Source organism: Streptomyces sp. NPDC001970 (assembly GCF_053594115.1).
On the sequence record NZ_JBSFDW010000024.1, the window covers coordinates 67278 to 83812 of the forward strand.

The 16535-nt window shown below is 70.7% G+C and carries 16 protein-coding genes; 8 read left to right on the top strand and 8 right to left on the bottom strand.

Annotated features, from left to right (window positions below; translation table 11 throughout):
- Window positions 1–17 precede the first annotated feature (17 nt).
- Window positions 18–512 (bottom strand): inorganic diphosphatase, encoded by a 495-nt coding sequence (locus ACWCP0_RS26325; protein ID WP_019888410.1) that lies wholly within the window; start codon window positions 510–512, stop codon window positions 18–20.
- 181 nt (window positions 513–693) lie between these two features.
- On the opposite strand from ACWCP0_RS26325, the gene dacB reads away from it, so the two are divergent.
- The 7 genes from dacB to ACWCP0_RS26360 all read left to right on the top strand — a co-directional run bounded on the left by dacB (window position 694) and on the right by ACWCP0_RS26360 (window position 8849).
- Window positions 694–2046 (top strand): D-alanyl-D-alanine carboxypeptidase/D-alanyl-D-alanine endopeptidase, encoded by a 1353-nt coding sequence (dacB, locus tag ACWCP0_RS26330; RefSeq protein WP_451081250.1) that lies wholly within the window; start codon window positions 694–696, stop codon window positions 2044–2046.
- A 260-nt stretch (window positions 2047–2306) separates the two neighbouring features.
- Complete coding sequence (locus tag ACWCP0_RS26335) at window positions 2307–3431, top strand: zinc-dependent metalloprotease (RefSeq protein WP_451081251.1); 1125 nt, start codon at window positions 2307–2309, stop codon at window positions 3429–3431.
- Window positions 3432–3618: 187 nt separating this feature from the next.
- Complete coding sequence (tilS, locus tag ACWCP0_RS26340) at window positions 3619–4707, top strand: tRNA lysidine(34) synthetase TilS (RefSeq protein WP_451081252.1); 1089 nt, start codon at window positions 3619–3621, stop codon at window positions 4705–4707.
- Window positions 4708–4770: 63 nt separating this feature from the next.
- Window positions 4771–5310, top strand: coding sequence for a hypoxanthine phosphoribosyltransferase (hpt, locus tag ACWCP0_RS26345; RefSeq protein ID WP_093660903.1), 540 nt, complete (start codon window positions 4771–4773; stop codon window positions 5308–5310).
- A gap of 184 nt (window positions 5311–5494) precedes the next feature.
- On the top strand, window positions 5495–7531 hold the full coding sequence (gene ftsH / locus ACWCP0_RS26350; protein WP_451081253.1) for an ATP-dependent zinc metalloprotease FtsH: 2037 nt from the start codon (window positions 5495–5497) through the stop codon (window positions 7529–7531).
- 117 nt (window positions 7532–7648) lie between these two features.
- The gene (gene folE / locus ACWCP0_RS26355; RefSeq protein WP_451081254.1) at window positions 7649–8254 is read left to right on the top strand and encodes a GTP cyclohydrolase I FolE; all 606 of its coding nucleotides are present in this window, start codon (window positions 7649–7651) and stop codon (window positions 8252–8254) included.
- 133 nt (window positions 8255–8387) lie between these two features.
- A complete protein-coding gene (locus tag ACWCP0_RS26360) occupies window positions 8388–8849 on the top strand; it encodes a hypothetical protein (RefSeq protein ID WP_451081255.1) in 462 nt (153 codons plus the stop codon).
- Between the two features lie 126 nt (window positions 8850–8975).
- On the opposite strand, the gene ACWCP0_RS26365 is transcribed toward ACWCP0_RS26360, so the two are convergent.
- The 6 genes from ACWCP0_RS26365 to ACWCP0_RS26390 all read right to left on the bottom strand — a co-directional run bounded on the left by ACWCP0_RS26365 (window position 8976) and on the right by ACWCP0_RS26390 (window position 13969).
- Entirely contained in the window at window positions 8976–9461 is a 486-nt protein-coding gene (locus ACWCP0_RS26365; protein ID WP_451081256.1) for a DUF3180 domain-containing protein, read from the bottom strand.
- Between the two features lie 40 nt (window positions 9462–9501).
- Window positions 9502–10089, bottom strand: coding sequence for a 2-amino-4-hydroxy-6-hydroxymethyldihydropteridine diphosphokinase (folK, locus tag ACWCP0_RS26370; protein ID WP_451081257.1), 588 nt, complete (start codon window positions 10087–10089; stop codon window positions 9502–9504).
- Window positions 10086–10445, bottom strand: coding sequence for a dihydroneopterin aldolase (gene folB, locus ACWCP0_RS26375; RefSeq protein WP_451081258.1), 360 nt, complete (start codon window positions 10443–10445; stop codon window positions 10086–10088). Before folB ends, folK begins: the two co-directional genes overlap by 4 nt.
- 194 nt (window positions 10446–10639) lie before the next feature.
- Window positions 10640–11101, bottom strand: coding sequence for a nuclear transport factor 2 family protein (locus ACWCP0_RS26380; RefSeq protein WP_451081259.1), 462 nt, complete (start codon window positions 11099–11101; stop codon window positions 10640–10642).
- A complete protein-coding gene (gene folP, locus ACWCP0_RS26385) occupies window positions 11098–11994 on the bottom strand; it encodes a dihydropteroate synthase (RefSeq protein ID WP_451081260.1) in 897 nt (298 codons plus the stop codon). Before folP ends, ACWCP0_RS26380 begins: the two co-directional genes overlap by 4 nt.
- Before the next feature lie 49 nt (window positions 11995–12043).
- Window positions 12044–13969: a phosphatidylglycerol lysyltransferase domain-containing protein gene (locus tag ACWCP0_RS26390; protein WP_451081261.1), complete on the bottom strand. Its 1926-nt coding sequence runs from the start codon at window positions 13967–13969 to the stop codon at window positions 12044–12046.
- 171 nt (window positions 13970–14140) lie between these two features.
- Here ACWCP0_RS26390 and ACWCP0_RS26395 point away from each other — a divergent pair, with 171 nt between their 5' ends.
- On the top strand, window positions 14141–15253 hold the full coding sequence (locus ACWCP0_RS26395) for an alpha/beta hydrolase (RefSeq protein ID WP_451081262.1): 1113 nt from the start codon (window positions 14141–14143) through the stop codon (window positions 15251–15253).
- Here the strand turns inward: ACWCP0_RS26395 and ACWCP0_RS26400 are convergent.
- Window positions 15240–16406, bottom strand: coding sequence for an ABC transporter ATP-binding protein (locus ACWCP0_RS26400; RefSeq protein WP_451081263.1), 1167 nt, complete (start codon window positions 16404–16406; stop codon window positions 15240–15242). The genes ACWCP0_RS26395 and ACWCP0_RS26400 overlap by 14 nt on opposite strands.
- Between the last annotated feature and the right edge of the window lie 129 nt (window positions 16407–16535).

A 16535-nucleotide genomic window follows, 5' to 3' on the forward strand; every position in this document is an offset into this window, starting at 1 on the left:
TGCTCATCGGGTGCGCGTCAGTGCGCGCCGCCCTGCGCCTCGAGACGCTTGTAGGAGGCCTCGATCTCGGCCTCGGCCTCGGCGCGGCCGACCCAGTTCGCGCCCTCGACGGACTTGCCGGGCTCCAGGTCCTTGTAGACCTCGAAGAAGTGCTGGATCTCCAGGCGGTCGAACTCGGACACGTGGTGGATGTCCCGCAGGTGCTCCACACGCGGGTCGGAGGCCGGGACGCACAGCAGCTTGTCGTCGCCGCCGGCCTCGTCCGTCATGCGGAACATGCCGATGGCGCGGCACTTGATCAGGCAGCCGGGGAACGTCGGCTCGTCCAGGATCACCAGGGCGTCCAGCGGGTCGCCGTCCTCGCCGAGGGTGTTCTCGACGAAGCCGTAGTCGGCCGGGTAGCTGGTCGAGGTGAAGAGGCGACGGTCCAGACGGATCCGGCCGGTCTCGTGGTCCACCTCGTACTTGTTCCGCGACCCCTTCGGGATCTCGATGGTGACGTCGAACTCCACGGGTGGCACTCCTCCATGATCAACACATAAGTAGGTGACGCTGTGCCCGGCGGACCCGCCGGGTGCCATGCTCGCGGCAGGGCGCAGTGATTAAGTGTCCCCTACGCAGGTGTGTGATCGCGAAAGGGGCTGGTCAGTGGTACCCGACCGCAGAACGTGGCAGCTCACGGCAGGCGCGGCCGTGGTAGGCCTCGCCGTCGCGGCCGGGGCGGTCGCCGCGGCCGGTCCCTGGGACTCCGGTCAGCGTAAGGCCGAGCGTGACCGGGCCGCTGCCCTGGCCCGCACAGGTGGCGCACATCACCAGCCCGCCGCGACGGCGCCAGCCGCGCCGCCCGGGCCCGCGCCCGCGCCGAGCGCCCCCGGAGTGCTCTCCGCGCCCGTCGCGCCGGCCGCCCCGCCGGCACCCGGGCCCGTCGCCAAGGCCCTCACGCCGCTGCTCCGCACCCCGGGACTCGGCCCCGTGCTCACCGCGTCGGTCGTCGACGTCGCCACCGGCAAGCAGGTGTACGGGAAGAGCGAGGGCACCCTCATGACCCCCGCGTCCACCATCAAGATCGCCACGGCGGTTGCCGCGCTCTCCGCCACCGGACCGGCCCACCGCATCCCCACCACGGTCGTCGCCGCCCCCGACTACCGCGGGATCACCCTGGTCGGCGGGGGCGACCCCACCCTCGACATGCCCCGGCTGCGCACCCTGGCGGACTCCACCGCGCGCGCCCTGCGCGAACACGGCGTCAGCACGATCCGGCTGTCGTACGACACCTCGCTCTACTCGGGGCCCGCCCGCCACCCGATCGGTCCCAACAACAACATCGCCCCGGTCAGCCCCCTGATGCTCAACGAGGGACGGCTGGACAACTCCACCAGCGGGCCCGCGCCGCGCGGCGGTGACCCCGCGCGCGACACCGCCTCCGCCTTCGTCGGGTTGCTCGGCGTGCGCGGCATCAACACCGAGGCGGGCCCGAACCCGGGCAAGGCCCCGGCCAAGGCCGTCCCCGTCGCCAAGACCCTCTCCGCGCCGATGTCCGCACTGGTCGAAAGGACGCTCACCAACAGCGACAACGATCTCGCGGAGGCCCTCGCCCGCCAGACCGCGATCGCGGGCCGGCGCCCCGCGAGCTTCGCCGGCGCGCAGACCGCCGTCACCGAACGGCTGAAGCAGCTCAAACTGCCCGTGGCCCACGCCAGGTTCGCCGACGGCAGCGGGCTGAACCGTGCGGACAAGGTCTCCGCCGGCCTCCTCACCGCCCTGCTCGCCCGCGCCGCCGACCCCGCGCACCCGGAGCTCCGCCCCGTCCTCACCGGCCTCCCGGTCGCCGGCTTCACCGGCACCCTCAGCGGCCGCTCCGAGGCCCGCACCGCCGGTCTGGTCCGCGCCAAGACCGGCAGCCTCACCGGCGTGGACACCCTGGCCGGCACGGTCGTCGCCCGCGACGGCCGGTTGCTCGCCTTCGCCTTCATGGCCGGCAGCACCCCCGCCTACGGCGCCGGCCGCCCGGCCCTGGACCGCATGGCGGCGGCGCTCATCGGGTGACGGAGTCCGGCTCCGCCCTCGAACCCCCGCGCCTCGATCGCCGGCCGGGCTCCGGATCGAGCCCGTCCGGCGATCGGGGACGGACACCCGGGCCTGCCGGACCGGCGCCGGGCACGCCCCGGAGTCTGAGGGCTCGACCCGGTTGGGGAAGGGACGGAGTGGGGAGGAAGACCGCAGGCTCCGGGCCCCTGGCCCCGGAACCGCCGCCCGGTGGGGCGCAACCCGCTCGCGCCATGGCGTCGACAACGTACGGTTGACGCATGACGAGCATCGGTGGTGCCGAGATGGTCGACTGGAACCTCGCGGTCGCGACCGCGACCCGCCTCGTACGGCCGGGCCCCGACGTCAGCCGGGACGAGGCACGCGCCGTCGTCGCCGAGCTGCGCCGGCACGCCAAGTCGTCCGAAGAGCACGTCCGGGACTTCACCCGGATGATCCCCGAAGGGCATGAGCCCGAGGACACCCCGGTCCTCGTCGTGGACCGGGCCGGCTGGGTGAAGGCCAACGTCGCAGGCTTCCGCGAACTGCTGAAACCGCTGCTGGACAAGATGCAGGAGCGCCGCTCCGCAACTCCCGGCGGCGCGATGTTCGGCGTCGTCGGCGGCAAGGTGACGGGTGTCGAACTGGGGATGCTGCTCTCGTTCCTGGCGTCCCGGGTCCTCGGCCAGTACGAGACCTTCGCCCCCTCCACCCGAGAACTGCCCGGTGCCCCGGGTTCCAACGGCCGCCTCCTCCTCGTCGCGCCGAACATCGTCCACGTCGAGCGCGAGCTGGACGTCGCCCCGCACGACTTCCGGCTCTGGGTCTGCCTCCACGAGGAGACGCACCGCACCCAGTTCACCGCCGTGCCCTGGCTGCGCGACCACCTGGAGGGCGAGATCCAGTCGTTCCTCGCCGAGACCGACGTCGACCCGATGACGGTTCTGGAGCGGCTGCGCGAAGCCGCCCAGTCGCTCGCCGGAGGCCGGCCCGAGGGCGAGGAGAACGAGGGCCGCTCCCTCGTGGAGATCGTGCAGACACCCGAGCAGCGGGAGATCCTCGGCCGGCTGACCGCCGTGATGTCCCTGCTCGAAGGCCACGCCGACTTCGTGATGGACGGCGTGGGCCCACAGGTCGTGCCGTCCGTCGGCGAGATCAGGGAGAAGTTCCAGCAACGCCGCGCCCGTGGCGCCTCGCGCCTCGACATGGCCCTGCGCAAGCTGCTCGGCCTCGACGCGAAGCTGCGCCAGTACCGGGACGGCGAGCGCTTCGTCCGGGCCGTCGTCGAGGACGTCGGAATGGACGGTTTCAACCGGGTCTGGACCTCGCCCAACACCCTGCCCACCAAGGCGGAGATCGCCAAACCGGCGGACTGGATCGCGAGGGTGCACCGTAAGGCAGACTGAGGCGCGGCAGGCGGCCGACGGCAGGAGGACGCCTCCCCAATCACCCATCCGAGGGACCGTGGGCGATGGGTAGGCGTGCAATGCTCGGGGAACGCCCCGGTTCTGTCACCATCGATGCACTCTGAGTGACTGATCCTCCCGTCATGACTCCGACGAGGCACCCCCAACTTCACGAAGGGCACCGGACATGGGTCCCCATCCTGCGGTCGCGGCGATACGCCTGGCGGTCCGCCGCGTACTCCACGACGTACTCAACGAACTGACCGAGATCCCACGCACCGCAGTCGGCGCCACGACAGGCACCGCGCGCCACGCGGGCGGGCGCTCCCCGGACCGGCGCCACATGGAGGGGCAGGGCCCCGACCGGTCACCGCTCGTCCTCGTCGCCTGCTCCGGCGGGGCCGACTCGATGGCGCTCGCCTCTGCCCTCGCCTTCGAGGCCCCCAAGCTGTCCGTGCGCGCCGGCGGCATCACCGTCGACCACGGCCTGCAGGCCGGCTCGAGCCTGCGCGCCGCCGAGGTGGCCGCCCGCCTCGCCGCCCTGCGCCTCGACCCCGTCGAGGCGATCGCCGTGACCGTCGGCCGCGACGGCGGCCCCGAGGCCGCCGCCCGCGACGCCCGCTACGCCGCCCTGGACGAGGCAGCCCAGCGGCTCGGCGCGGCCGCCGTCCTGCTCGGCCACACCCGCGACGACCAGGCGGAGACGGTTCTGCTCGGCCTCGCCCGCGGCTCCGGCACCCGCTCGCTCTCCGGCATGGCCGCCGTGTCCCCCTCCGGCCGTTACCGCCGTCCCTTCCTCCACCTGGACCGGCAGACCGCCCGCAAGGCCTGCCTCGTGCAGCATCTGCCCGTCTGGGACGACCCGATGAACGCCGACCCCGCGTACACCCGCTCGCGGCTGCGCCACGAAGGGCTGCCCGCCCTCGAGAAGGCGCTCGGCAAGGGCGTCGTCGAGGCTCTGGCCCGCACCGCCCAGCTCTCCCGCGACGATGCCGACGCCCTGGACGCCTGGGCCGCCGACGCGGACTCGTCCGTACGTGACGAAACCGGCCTTCTCGACTGCGCGAAGCTCTACGCACTGCCCCCAGCCGTCCGTCGCAGGGTGCTCCGCCGGGCCCTGGTCGCAGCCGGTTCACCTGCGGGTTCGCTCTTCGCACGGCATGTCGAGGAGGTCGAGCGGCTGATCACCGGCTGGCGCGGCCAGGGGGCCATCAATCTGCCCGGCCGCGTCGAGGCCCGCCGTCAGGGTGGCAGACTGGTCATTCGGCAAGGCTGAACCGGCAGCGGGCCGAGCGCCGGGACGCCGAGACAGAAAGCGACGCGGGTGAACGAGAAGGACATGGGCGCCGATCTCAAATCGGTCCTCATCACCAAGGAAGAGATCGACGCGAAGCTGGCCGAGCTGGCCGCGAAGATCGACGCAGAGTACGCGGGCAAGGACCTGCTCATCGTCGGAGTCCTCAAGGGCGCCGTGATGGTGATGGCGGACCTGGCGCGTGCGCTGTCCACACCCGTCACGATGGACTGGATGGCCGTGTCGTCGTACGGCGCGGGCACCCAGTCGTCCGGAGTGGTCCGCATCCTCAAGGACCTGGACACCGACATCAAGGGCAAGCACGTCCTGATCGTCGAGGACATCATCGACTCCGGACTGACGCTGTCGTGGCTGCTGTCGAACCTCGGTTCCCGTGAGCCGGCCTCCCTGGAGGTCTGCACGCTGCTGCGGAAGCCGGACGCCGCCAAGGTCGCGATCGACGTGAAGTGGATCGGCTTCGACATCCCGAACGAGTTCGTCGTCGGCTACGGCCTCGACTACGCCGAGAAGTACCGCAATCTGCCGTTCGTGGGCACCCTCGCGCCCCACGTGTACGGAGGCTGAGACGCGGACGCACCCCGGGGAACCCTTGCCGCCTTCCCGCCGTTGGAGCATGGGAAGGCGGTCCCGGGTGACAATGCTGGGGTACCGTCCGAAGAACAGTCTTTTCAGTTAAGTCTCACAGCAGCAGTCTCATAGCAGCATTTACCTACGGGCAGGAGGGACGGAGCGACACCGCTCCGTATGGATGGACGTGAAGCGATACTTCCGTGGGCCGGTCATGTGGATCGTGCTGGCCGTCCTCGCCGTGGTCGTGCTGATGCAGGTCGTCGGCTCGTCGGGCGGCTACAAGACGGTGGACACCGCCGAGGTTGTCCAGGCGATCTCCAAGAACCAGGTCGAGCAGGCCAAACTGACCACCGGCGACGAGCAGATCATCAAGGTCGAGCTGAAGGACGGCCAGAAGGTCGACGGCAGCGACAAGGTCCAGGCCAGCTACATCGGCAACCAGGGCGTCGAGCTCGCCAACACCCTGCAGAAGAAGTACGAGGCCGGCGAGATCGAGAAGGGCTACACCGTCTCCCCGGAGCGGCAGAGCCCGTTCCTCTCGGTGCTGCTCTCGCTGCTGCCCTTCGTGCTCATCGTGGTCGTCTTCCTGTTCCTGATGAACCAGATGCAGGGCGGCGGCTCCCGGGTCATGAACTTCGGCAAGTCCAAGGCCAAGCTCATCACCAAGGACACCCCGAAGACCACCTTCGCCGACGTGGCCGGGTCCGACGAGGCCGTCGAGGAGCTCCACGAGATCAAGGAGTTCCTGCAGGAGCCGGCGAAGTTCCAGGCGGTCGGTGCCAAGATCCCCAAGGGCGTGCTGCTGTACGGCCCGCCCGGCACGGGCAAGACGCTGCTCGCACGCGCCGTCGCGGGCGAGGCGGGCGTCCCGTTCTACTCGATCTCCGGCTCCGACTTCGTCGAGATGTTCGTCGGTGTCGGTGCCTCCCGAGTCCGTGACCTCTTCGAGCAGGCCAAGGCGAACGCCCCGGCGATCGTCTTCGTCGACGAGATCGACGCGGTGGGCCGCCACCGCGGCGCCGGTCTCGGCGGAGGCCACGACGAGCGCGAGCAGACCCTGAACCAGCTCCTCGTCGAGATGGACGGCTTCGACGTGAAGGGCGGCGTCATCCTGATCGCCGCCACGAACCGGCCGGACATCCTCGACCCGGCACTGCTGCGCCCCGGCCGTTTCGACCGGCAGATCGCCGTCGACCGCCCGGACATGCAGGGCCGTCTGGAGATCCTCAAGGTCCACCAGAAGGGCAAGCCGGTCGCCCCGGACGTCGACCTCTCGGCCGTCGCCCGTCGCACCCCCGGCTTCACCGGTGCCGATCTGTCGAACGTGCTGAACGAGGCCGCCCTGCTGACGGCTCGCAGCGACCTGAAGCTGATCGACAACCACATGCTGGACGAGGCGATCGACCGCGTCGTGGCGGGCCCGCAGAAGCGGACCCGGATCATGTCCGACAAGGAGAAGAAGATCACCGCGTACCACGAGGGCGGACACGCCCTGGTCGCGGCGGCCTCCCCGAACTCCGACCCGGTCCACAAGATCACGATCCTGTCCCGCGGCCGGGCCCTCGGCTACACGATGGTGCTTCCGGACGAGGACAAGTACTCGACCACGCGCAACGAGATGCTCGACCAGCTGGCGTACATGCTGGGCGGGCGCGCGGCCGAGGAGCTCGTCTTCCACGACCCGACCACGGGCGCGGCGAACGACATCGAGAAGGCCACGGCCACGGCCCGCGCCATGGTCACGCAGTACGGCATGACCGAGCGGCTCGGCGCCATCAAGTTCGGCGGCGACAACACCGAGCCCTTCCTCGGTCGAGAGATGGCGCACCAGCGTGACTACTCGGAAGAGGTCGCGGCGCTGGTCGACGAAGAGGTCAAGAAGCTCATCGAGACCGCGCACAACGAGGCCTGGGAGATCCTCGTCGAGAACCGCGACGTTCTCGACAACCTGGTCCTCGCGCTGCTGGAGAAGGAGACCCTCGGCAAGGAGGAGATCGCCGAGATCTTCGCGCTGATCGTGAAGCGCCCGGCCCGCCCGGCGTGGACCGGCTCCTCGAGGCGTACGCCGTCCACCCGCCCGCCGGTGCTCTCCCCGAAGGAGCTGGCACTGACCAACGGCGCTGCGGCGAGCGCGGCGAGCGCCTCGAGCACCACGGTGACCGATGTCACCAAGACCCCGGCCGAGGCGGTCCAGGAGGAGCGCCCGGAGGCCTGACCAGGCGGTTCTCGGGCCCACCGGCCCGAAACCCGGAATTAACGCCGCGCCTCCCAGGTTTTAGCCTGGGAGGCGTGGCGTTTTCGCGCCATGCCAGAGGACAGGAACGAGGCACACATGACCGACCCGGTGACGCTGGACGGCGAGGGCACGATCGGCGAGTTCGACGAGAAGCGTGCCGAGAGTGCCGTGCGTGAACTCCTCATCGCGGTCGGCGAGGACCCGGACCGTGAGGGGCTGCGCGAGACGCCGGGGCGGGTGGCCCGGGCGTACAAGGAGCTCCTGGTGGGCCTGACGCAGAAGCCCGAGGACGTCCTGACGACGACGTTCGACCTGGGCCACGACGAGATGGTCCTGGTGAAGGACATCGAGATCGTAAGTCTGTGCGAACATCATCTCTTGCCGTTCCACGGTGTCGCGCACGTCGGGTACATCCCGGCCACAACAGGCAAGATCACAGGGCTGTCGAAACTGGCACGCCTCGTCGACGTCTTCGCCCGCCGCCTACAGGTGCAGGAACGGCTCACGACGCAGATCGCCGACTCGCTCATGCGGATCCTCGAGGCCCGGGGGGCGATCGTCGTGATCGAGGCCGAGCACATGTGCATGTCGGTGCGCGGCATCCGTAAGCCCGGCGCCAAGACCACTACCTCGGCGGTGCGTGGTCAGCTGCGGGACGCCTCGACGCGCGCCGAGGCGATGAGCCTGATACTGGCGCGATAACCGGATTGCCAGTGGTGCCCGGTACGGCCACGATCAGCGGAGTTGGACCGCTGATCGTGGGGCGCCGCGATCGGGCAGGGGCTCCCGGCCGCCAGTGGACGGGGAGTGCACGGCTCGGACGGCTGTCACCGGGGTGACGGCCGTCAAGGCGGCTGAAGTGGCCGAGCCGGTGACGCACCACGCCACATTCATTGCGGCGCCGGGGCAGCTTTTGGGTGTGCCCGATGGCTGGGTGCACGCCAGGGGCGCGGCCGGGACCGTTGTCGCGTGGACCCATGCGCGCACGCTGCGCCGAGAGCGCGTGACCATACCGAGCTACGAGTTCGGCTGCTTCATCGGCGCGACCTGTGCGGACGGCACCGTCGGAAAGTACTACGTCTCTCGCGTCGTGAACGACGAAGGGTTCGCCTCGCGTACGCGACCTGCCTTACGGCTGCGACCGGGCTGCCCTGCCCGGCTGGAGCCGGCCACACGAGTCACACGACCGTCCGGCCATCTTCAGCGCGATGTCCCGGGGTTCGGGGTCGGAGCGGTCTCGTCGCATCCCGCCGACGCCTTGCGGCAGTACATGGCGGCGATGCGCATCAGGTCCTGAAGGTCCGCCAGCCTGCCGTCCCGGCCAAGACGCTCGCCCTCTACGGCTACCGGCTGGACCCGTACCCGACGGTCCTCGTGAACGGGCACCTGGTCCGTGAGCCGTGGTGAGCCCGGATCGGGCCGGTCACGCCGCCGGGACCTGGCCCTTGCCGTTGTCCTCGTCCTCCGGGAGCTTGCAGACGCGCTCCAGGAAGAACGCCGCGGCGATCACCGCGAAGCCCGCCAGGACGGAGAACGCCGAGTAGATCGCCTGGTCGCGGCGGGCCGGGATGTCGAGGGAGCCGAGCAGAAAGACGCCCGCGCCGCCGTACATGCCGCTCACGAGGGCCGCGACCAGGGCGCTCGCCTGGCCGAAGACGACGGCACGGGCCGCCATCAGCGGTTCCACGCCCTTCGCGCCGGGCCGGCGCTCTCGCTGGGCGCGCAGGCGGGACCGGAGCGACAGCGCGGTCGCCGTCAGCACCGCGGCGATCGCCGCGAGGACGATCGGCGCCGCGATCGGCACGCTCGGCAGCGTGCCGAACGAGTCCCACAGCCGCGCGCCGCCCCACGACAGCACCCCGGCCACCACGAAGAGCCCGGCCAGTACCCCGAGCCGTAGTTGCTTCACCGCGTGTCCTTCGTGTTGGCGACCCTGAAGAGCGTAACGACTAATCGGGCAGACGGAGTTCCAGGTCCGCGCGCGTCACGACGCCCTCCCGGCCCACGGTCGCCAGCAGCTCCGCGACGGGTCCGCGACCCGGCAGCTTGGCCTCCGGTTCCACGTCGTACCAGGGAGCCAGCACGAAGGCGCGCTCGTGCGCCCGCGGGTGCGGCAGGGTGAGGACGGGATCGTCGGAGACCACGTCCGCGTACGCCACGATGTCCACGTCGATCGTCCGCGGGCCCCAGCGCTCCTCGCGCACCCGGTCGTACGCCTCCTCGATCGCCTGGCCGCGCTCCAGCAGGGAGCTGGGCGGCAGCGTGGTCTTCACCACGACGACCGCGTTGAAGTACGACGGCTGGGAGCCCGGCACGACGCCCCAGGGCTCCGTCTCGTAGACGGGTGAGACGGCCTTCACCCGTACGCCGGGTGTGTCCTCCAAGGCGTCGATGGCGCCCTGGAGCGTGTCCAGCCGGTTGCCCAGGTTCGCGCCGAGGGCGATGACGGCCCGCTTGGGGTTCGACAGGGTGGTGTCCGCGGCGTCGACCTGCTCGACCACGGCGGCGGGCACGGGCTGCACGGTGGGGTCGCTCATCCTCGGCTCCGGGTGATCGTGACGGTCACATCGTCGAACGGGACGGTGATCGGGGCGTCGGGCTTGTGCACGACGACCTCGACCTCCTGGACTCCCTGGTGCTTGAGACACTGCTGGGCGATCCGCTCCGCGAGTGTCTCGATCAGATTCACGGGCTCGCCCTGGACGACGTCCACGACCTCCTCCGCCACCACCCCGTAGTGCACGGTCTTCGCCAGGTCGTCGTCGGCCGCCGCGGGGCGGGTGTCGATGCCGAGCACCAGGTCCACGATGAAGGTCTGGCCCTCCTCGCGCTCCCGGGGGAAGACGCCATGGTGCCCGCGGGCCTTGAGGCCGCGCAGCGCGACACGATCCACGCGAATCACTCCTGCTGTCGTAGGTCTTGCGCGCACGCTCCCGCGTGCGGGCGGCAGCAGTGCACGAATCGAATCTACCTGCGGACACCGACAGCGCCCGCCCATGGGGGCTATGGACAGATCTGCCGGCGACTGATAGCGCCGCGCCTACCCCGTCCGCCGGAAAACAACCTTCCACCAGGGCGCTTACCCGCTCAGGGGCCCGGCTCGTCGTCCTCTTCCTCGTCGGATTCGGCCAGAACGGGTGAACCGTGATGTGACCAGATCCTCCACCCGTCCGGTGTGCGCCGGAACACATTCGTGGCCACCACGAGCTGCCCGACGAGCGGTCCGAGCTCGCCCGCCTCCTCCGCGGGCCCGCCGCTCAGGATGTTCTCGGTGCAGGTGACGACGGCCGTGTCGCCGGCCACGCTCACCCGCACGTCGGTGAGGAAGAACTGGATGTACTCGGTGTTCGCCATGATCAGCGCATACGAGCGCAGTACCTCGCCGCGCCCGGAGAGCACCGGCCAGCCCGGGTGGACGCAGGAGATGTCGTCGCCGCCGTCGCCGTTCAGCCAGAGTGTGGAGATCTCCTCGAAGTCGCCGCGCTCCATCGCCTCGTAGAAGGCGGTGTTGGCCGCCTCGACCCCTTCGACGTCCGTGCGGGAAGTCACCGGGCTCCCTCGGCGGTCGCGGTTCCCTCGACGGCTCTGGCTCCCTCGACGGCCCTGGCGACGCGTACGGCGTCCGCCGTGGCCCGTACCTCATGGACCCGGACCGCCCAGGCTCCCTCGTGCGCGGCGATCGCGGAGACCGCGGCCGTGGCTGCGTCGCGTTCGCGGGCCGGGGGCGGGGTGGCGGCGCCCTCGGCCAGCACACGGCCGAGGAACCGCTTGCGGGAGGCCGCGACCAGCAGCGGGCGGCCCAGGGCGCGCAGGTCGGCGAGGTGGGCCACCAGGGCGAGGTCGTGCTCGGCGTGCTTGGCGAAGCCGAGGCCCGGGTCGATGACGATCCGTTCGGCGGCGATACCGCCGGTGACGACCGCGTCCATGCGCTCGCGCAGCTCGGTGACGACCTCGGCGACGACGTCCCCGTACACCGCACGGCTGTTCATGTCCTCGCTGAACCCGCGCCAGTGCATGACGACGAACGGCACCTCGGCGGCGGCCACGGCCGGGACCATCTGCGGATCGGCGAGGCCGCCGGAGACGTCGTTGACCAGCACCGCGCCGGCCGCGACCGCCTGGGCGGCGACCGAGGCACGCATGGTGTCGACGGAGACGGTGACGCCTTCGCCCGCCAGTCCCCGTACGACGGGGAGCACGCGGCGCAGTTCCTCGTCCTCGTCGACCCGGGTGGCGCCCGGCCGGGTGGACTCGCCGCCGACGTCGATGAGGTCGGCGCCCTCGGCGACCAGTTCGAGGCCGTGCTTGACCGCGGCCGTGGTGTCGAACCAGCGGCCTCCGTCGGAGAAGGAGTCAGGTGTCACGTTGACGACTCCCATGACCGCACAGCGGTCCCACTCCGGCAGGCCCGTGGCCGTGCCCCGTCCGCGCAAGGTACTCATGCGTCCAGCCTAGGCCCGTGCGCCGTTCTCCCATGCCGCTGCCGCTCTCCTACGCGGCGCGGACCTCGCGCTCTGCGGTGGTGGCCGGGCGGATGTGGGCGCAGGGGCGTGCCGTGCGGGTCCTCCGGCGGCGGAAGAGGCGGGGCAGGGCGAGGGTCACGAAGCCCTCCGCCTGCATCGCGGCGAAGCCGATCCGCGGCAGGTCGCGCGTGTTGCGGAAGACCACGAAGCGGGGTTCCCAGCGGGGCCGGAACTTGGCGTTGAACTTGTACAGCGACTCGATCTGGAACCAGCGGGACAGAAAGACCAGCAGCCCGCGCCAGGTGCGCAGCACCGGTCCGGCGCCCAGCTTCTCGCCGCGTGCGAGCGCCGAGCGGAACATCGCGAAGTTCAGCGAGACCCGCTCGATGCCCAGCTTCGGGGACGCCTGCAGGGCGGCGACGATCAGGAGCTCGTTCATGCCGGGGTCGGCGGAGCGGTCGCGCCGCATGAGGTCCAGGGACATGCCGTCGGCACCCCACGGGACGAAGTGGAGCACGGCCTTCAGGTCGCCGTACGGGGATGCCGCACCGTCCTCCTCCGTCCACCCCTCTCCCACCGTCGTCCTGCCTGAGGCTCCCCCAGGGCCTGTGGCCTGGGGGGATCCCCATCGCGCCGCCCCTTCTGTCCTGTGGGCGGTGGCGATGACGCTGTCGCCGTCCGAGGGGTCGCCGATCCTGCCGAGGGCCATGGAGAAGCCGCGCTCGGTCTCCGTACCGCGCCAGTCCTCGGCGGCGCGGCGTATCCGCTCCAGTTCGCCGTCGGACAGGTCACGGACGCGGCGGACGCGGGTCTCGTAACCGTTCCGCTCGATGCGCTTCACCATCTGACGCACGTTCCGCATCGCGCGCCCGCTGAGCGAGAAATCCGCGACGTCCACCACCGCCTCGTCGCCGAGTTCGAGGGCGTCCAGGCCGGTCTCACGGGTCCACACCTCGCCGCCGGTCTCGGAACAGCCCATCACGGCGGGAGTCCAGGAGTGGGCCTTGGCCTCGTCCATGAAACGCTCGATGGCGCCCGGCCAGGCCTCGACGTCGCCGATCGGGTCGCCGCTGGCGAGCATCACTCCGGAGACGACGCGATAGCAGACGGCGGCCTTGCCGCTCGGGGAGAAGACGACGCCCTTGTCGCGGCGGAGCGCGAAGTGGCCGAGGGAGTCTCGGCCGCCGTGCTTGGCGAGGAGTTCGCGCAGCCGGGCCTCGTCGTCCTCGGTGAGCCGGGCGGCGGGCTGCTCGGGTCGGAAGGCGAGGTAGATGGTGGTGACGGCGGTGAGCAGGCCGAGCGCGCCCAGCGAGTAGCCGACGGTCCAGTCGACGCCGCTCCGGTAGTCGACGGGGCCCTCGAGGCCGAAGAGGCCGAACAGGACGTGTTCGAGGCGGTCGGTGAGGCCGGGGCTGCCGACGACCTTGTACGGGTGGGCGCTGACGATCACCAGGCCGAGGCCGAGGGAACCGGCGCCCATCAGGACGAAGTTGGCGAGTGCCCACCAGCGGCTGCTCGGGTCGGGCAGCGCCGCGAACTGGCCGCGGTGGCGCAGCAGCAGCGCGAGCAGGGCCAGCGACAGCAGCACGCCGATGACGGAGTGGCGGTACAGGAACTGGGCGACCGCGCCCGCCGGCAGCAGGACGACGGCGGCCCGCCAGGCGCGCCGCTTGTTCCGCTTGAGGCCGTGGGCGAGGAGCAGCAGCAGGACGCCGGCGCTGAGCGAGAGCGCGGCGGCGAACGGGCCGAGGGCGCCGGGGAGCACCTCGGCGAAGGCGTGCATCCGGCTGTGCCGGAAGCGGGGGAACACGCCTGCGGCGATGTCGATCAGGCCGATGAAGGTGCAGGCCGTGCCGACCAGCGCGGGTACGGATTCGGCGCGGGGGCCACTGAGGATCCGGCGTACCCGAACCGGAACCAGCCCCGACTTATCCCCATCTACCGTGACAGACATCGCTTCCCGTGACTCCGAGAGAGATCGTGGAGTCCGTGGCCGCAGAACAGGCGGCTCGGACAATTTGCGCCCTCTAGGACGGCACTTCCGGGGAGCGGGTTCATCGCCTCTCAGGAAAATCTCACGTTCACGCCGTTCGTTCACGTCTCACGGAAGAAGCTCGATCGCCCCATGGGTCTTACCAGCAACACCGTTCTGGCGCTGGCCGTGCTGGCCGCCGTGGCTCTCTTCGCCACGACGATCTGGCTGTGGCCACGGCTGTCCCGCCGCAGTCGGCGCGCCGTGCTCGGCCGGGTGGGGCTGCTGCTCGCGACGCAGCTGGCGCTCTTCGCCTCGGCCGGTCTCGCGGCCAACAAATCCTTTCTGTTCTACGGCTCCTGGGCCGATCTGCTCGGCAGGGAGCAGGAGATGGGCGTGGTCGTGGACCACTCGCTGAGCAGCGAGCACATCAAGGTGACCGGCAAGCAGCAGCTGGACGTGCCGGGCGGTTCGCGGCCCGCGGTGGGCGGGCAGATCCAGAAGGTCGTGATCGAGGGCGAGAAGTCGGGCATCGACAGCCCGGCGTACGTCTATCTGCCGCCCGAGTACTTCCAGTCGGCGTACGCGAAGAAGCCCTTTCCCGCAGCGGTCGTCCTGACGGGGTACCCGGGCACCGCGGAGAACCTGCTCAAGGGCCTCAAGTACCCGAGAACGGCGTACCAGCAGGCCAAGGACAAGAAGATGCAGCCGATGATCCTGGTGATGCTGCGGCCCACCGTCGCGCCGCCACGCGACACCGAGTGCGTCGACATTCCGGGCGGACCGCAGACCGAGACGTTCTTCGCGAAGGACCTGCCGGCCGCCGTGTCGGAGGCGTACCGGGTCGGCACCGAGCCCCGTAACTGGGGCTTCATGGGGAACTCGACCGGGGGTTACTGCGCGCTGAAGATCGCGCTGCACCACCCGGACCGGTTCGCGGCGGGCGCGGGTCTGTCGGCGTACTACAAGGCCGCGGAGGACATGACGACGGGTGATCTCTTCCACGGGAACAGGAAGGAGCGGGACCGGGCGAATCTGCTGTGGAGCCTGGACCACCTGCCGCAGGGGAAGTCGTCCTTCCTCGTCACCACGTCCCGGCAGGGCGAGGGGAACCTGAAGGGGACGCTCGACTTCGTCAAGAAGGTGAGGGCGCCCGCCCGGGTCTCGTCCATCACGCTGGACAGCGGCGGGCACAACTTCACCACCTGGAAACGGGAGATCCCGCCGGCGCTGGTGTGGATGAGCAGCCGGCTCAGCGCGGTGTGACCTTCTCCACGGCACCCACCGTCTGCAGTTCCACTTCGGTACGGGGGATGTCCTGCGCGTCCGCGTCGATGGAGCGGCGCAGCGCCTCGTGGAGCCGGGCCGGGGTCAGCACGCCGAGGAAACGTCCCGTCTCCTCCCGGTCGATGACCGCGATCCACCCCGCGTCGTGCTGCAGCATCGTGGCGAACGCCTGCTTGAGCGAGGCGCCCACGGGCAGCCAGGCCTCCATCCGGCGGGCGTGGTCACGGACGGCTCCCTTGCCGCCCGCGGCCTGATCGGCGGAGATCCAGCCGTGCAGCTTGTCCTCGCCGTCCAGGACGACGGCCCAGCGTGCCGCGAGCTCGCGGGGCAGCGGGTCGTCGAGATGGACGACCGGGGGCTGTTCGAGGTCGCCCTCCTCGATGGGGGTGACGGACAGCCGCTTCAGCCCGCGGTCCGCGCCGACGAAGTCCGCGACGTACGGGGTGGCGGGCGCGCCCAGCACGGTCGCCGGGGCGTCGAACTGCTCGATCCTGCCGTGCCCGTACACGGCGATGCGGTCGCCGAGCCGCACGGCCTCCTCGATGTCGTGGGTGACGAAGAGGACCGTCTTGCGGACCGCCGCCTGGAGTCTGAGGAACTCGCTCTGGAGGTGGTCGCGGACGACCGGGTCGACCGCGCCGAAGGGCTCGTCCATCAGCAGGACCGGCGGGTCGGCCGCCAGCGCCCTGGCCACGCCGACGCGCTGGCGCTGGCCGCCGGAGAGCTGCTCGGGATAGCGGTCGCCGTACGTCCGGGGGTCCAGGCCGACGAGATCGAGGAGCTCGGCGGCGCGCTCCCGGGCCTTGGCGCGCTTCCAGCCCAGCAGATGGGGCACGGTGGCGGTGTTCTCCAGCACGGTCTTGTGGGGGAACAGCCCGACCTGCTGGATGACGTAGCCGATGTGGCGGCGCAGCTCGACGGGGTCCGTGGTGGATATGTCCTGACCGTCGAGGAATATCCGGCCGCTGGTGGGCTCGATGAGCCGGTTGACCATTTTCATCGTGGTCGTCTTGCCGCAGCCGGAGGGTCCGACGAGCGTCACCAGTTCGCCTTCGGCGACCTCGAGGGTGAGGTCGTCGACGGCCGTGGTGCCGTCCGGGTAGCGCTTGGTGACGTGCTCGAATCGGATCATGCGTCCCATTGTGGCGGGTGGGGACCGGCCATGTGTGAAGGGCGTGTTGCCGGAACGCGAAGCTCCTCGGCGATTGTCAGTGGCGGGGGTTAGGGTCGGTTTCGGTCGGACATTCGATGGTTCGACGGC

Coding starts and splice junctions, on each gene's coding strand:
- tilS (WP_451081252.1), top strand. CDS start 3,619: ATGGGTCCCCATCCTGCGGTCGCGGCGATACGCCTGGCGGTCCGCCGC.
- ACWCP0_RS26390 (WP_451081261.1), bottom strand. CDS start 13,969: ATGTCTGTCACGGTAGATGGGGATAAGTCGGGGCTGGTTCCGGTTCGG.
- ACWCP0_RS26395 (WP_451081262.1), top strand. CDS start 14,141: ATGGGTCTTACCAGCAACACCGTTCTGGCGCTGGCCGTGCTGGCCGCC.
- folP (WP_451081260.1), bottom strand. CDS start 11,994: ATGAGTACCTTGCGCGGACGGGGCACGGCCACGGGCCTGCCGGAGTGG.
- hpt (WP_093660903.1), top strand. CDS start 4,771: ATGGGCGCCGATCTCAAATCGGTCCTCATCACCAAGGAAGAGATCGAC.
- ACWCP0_RS26335 (WP_451081251.1), top strand. CDS start 2,307: ATGACGAGCATCGGTGGTGCCGAGATGGTCGACTGGAACCTCGCGGTC.
- ftsH (WP_451081253.1), top strand. CDS start 5,495: ATGGACGTGAAGCGATACTTCCGTGGGCCGGTCATGTGGATCGTGCTG.
- folE (WP_451081254.1), top strand. CDS start 7,649: ATGACCGACCCGGTGACGCTGGACGGCGAGGGCACGATCGGCGAGTTC.
- ACWCP0_RS26400 (WP_451081263.1), bottom strand. CDS start 16,406: ATGATCCGATTCGAGCACGTCACCAAGCGCTACCCGGACGGCACCACG.
- folK (WP_451081257.1), bottom strand. CDS start 10,089: ATGAGCGACCCCACCGTGCAGCCCGTGCCCGCCGCCGTGGTCGAGCAG.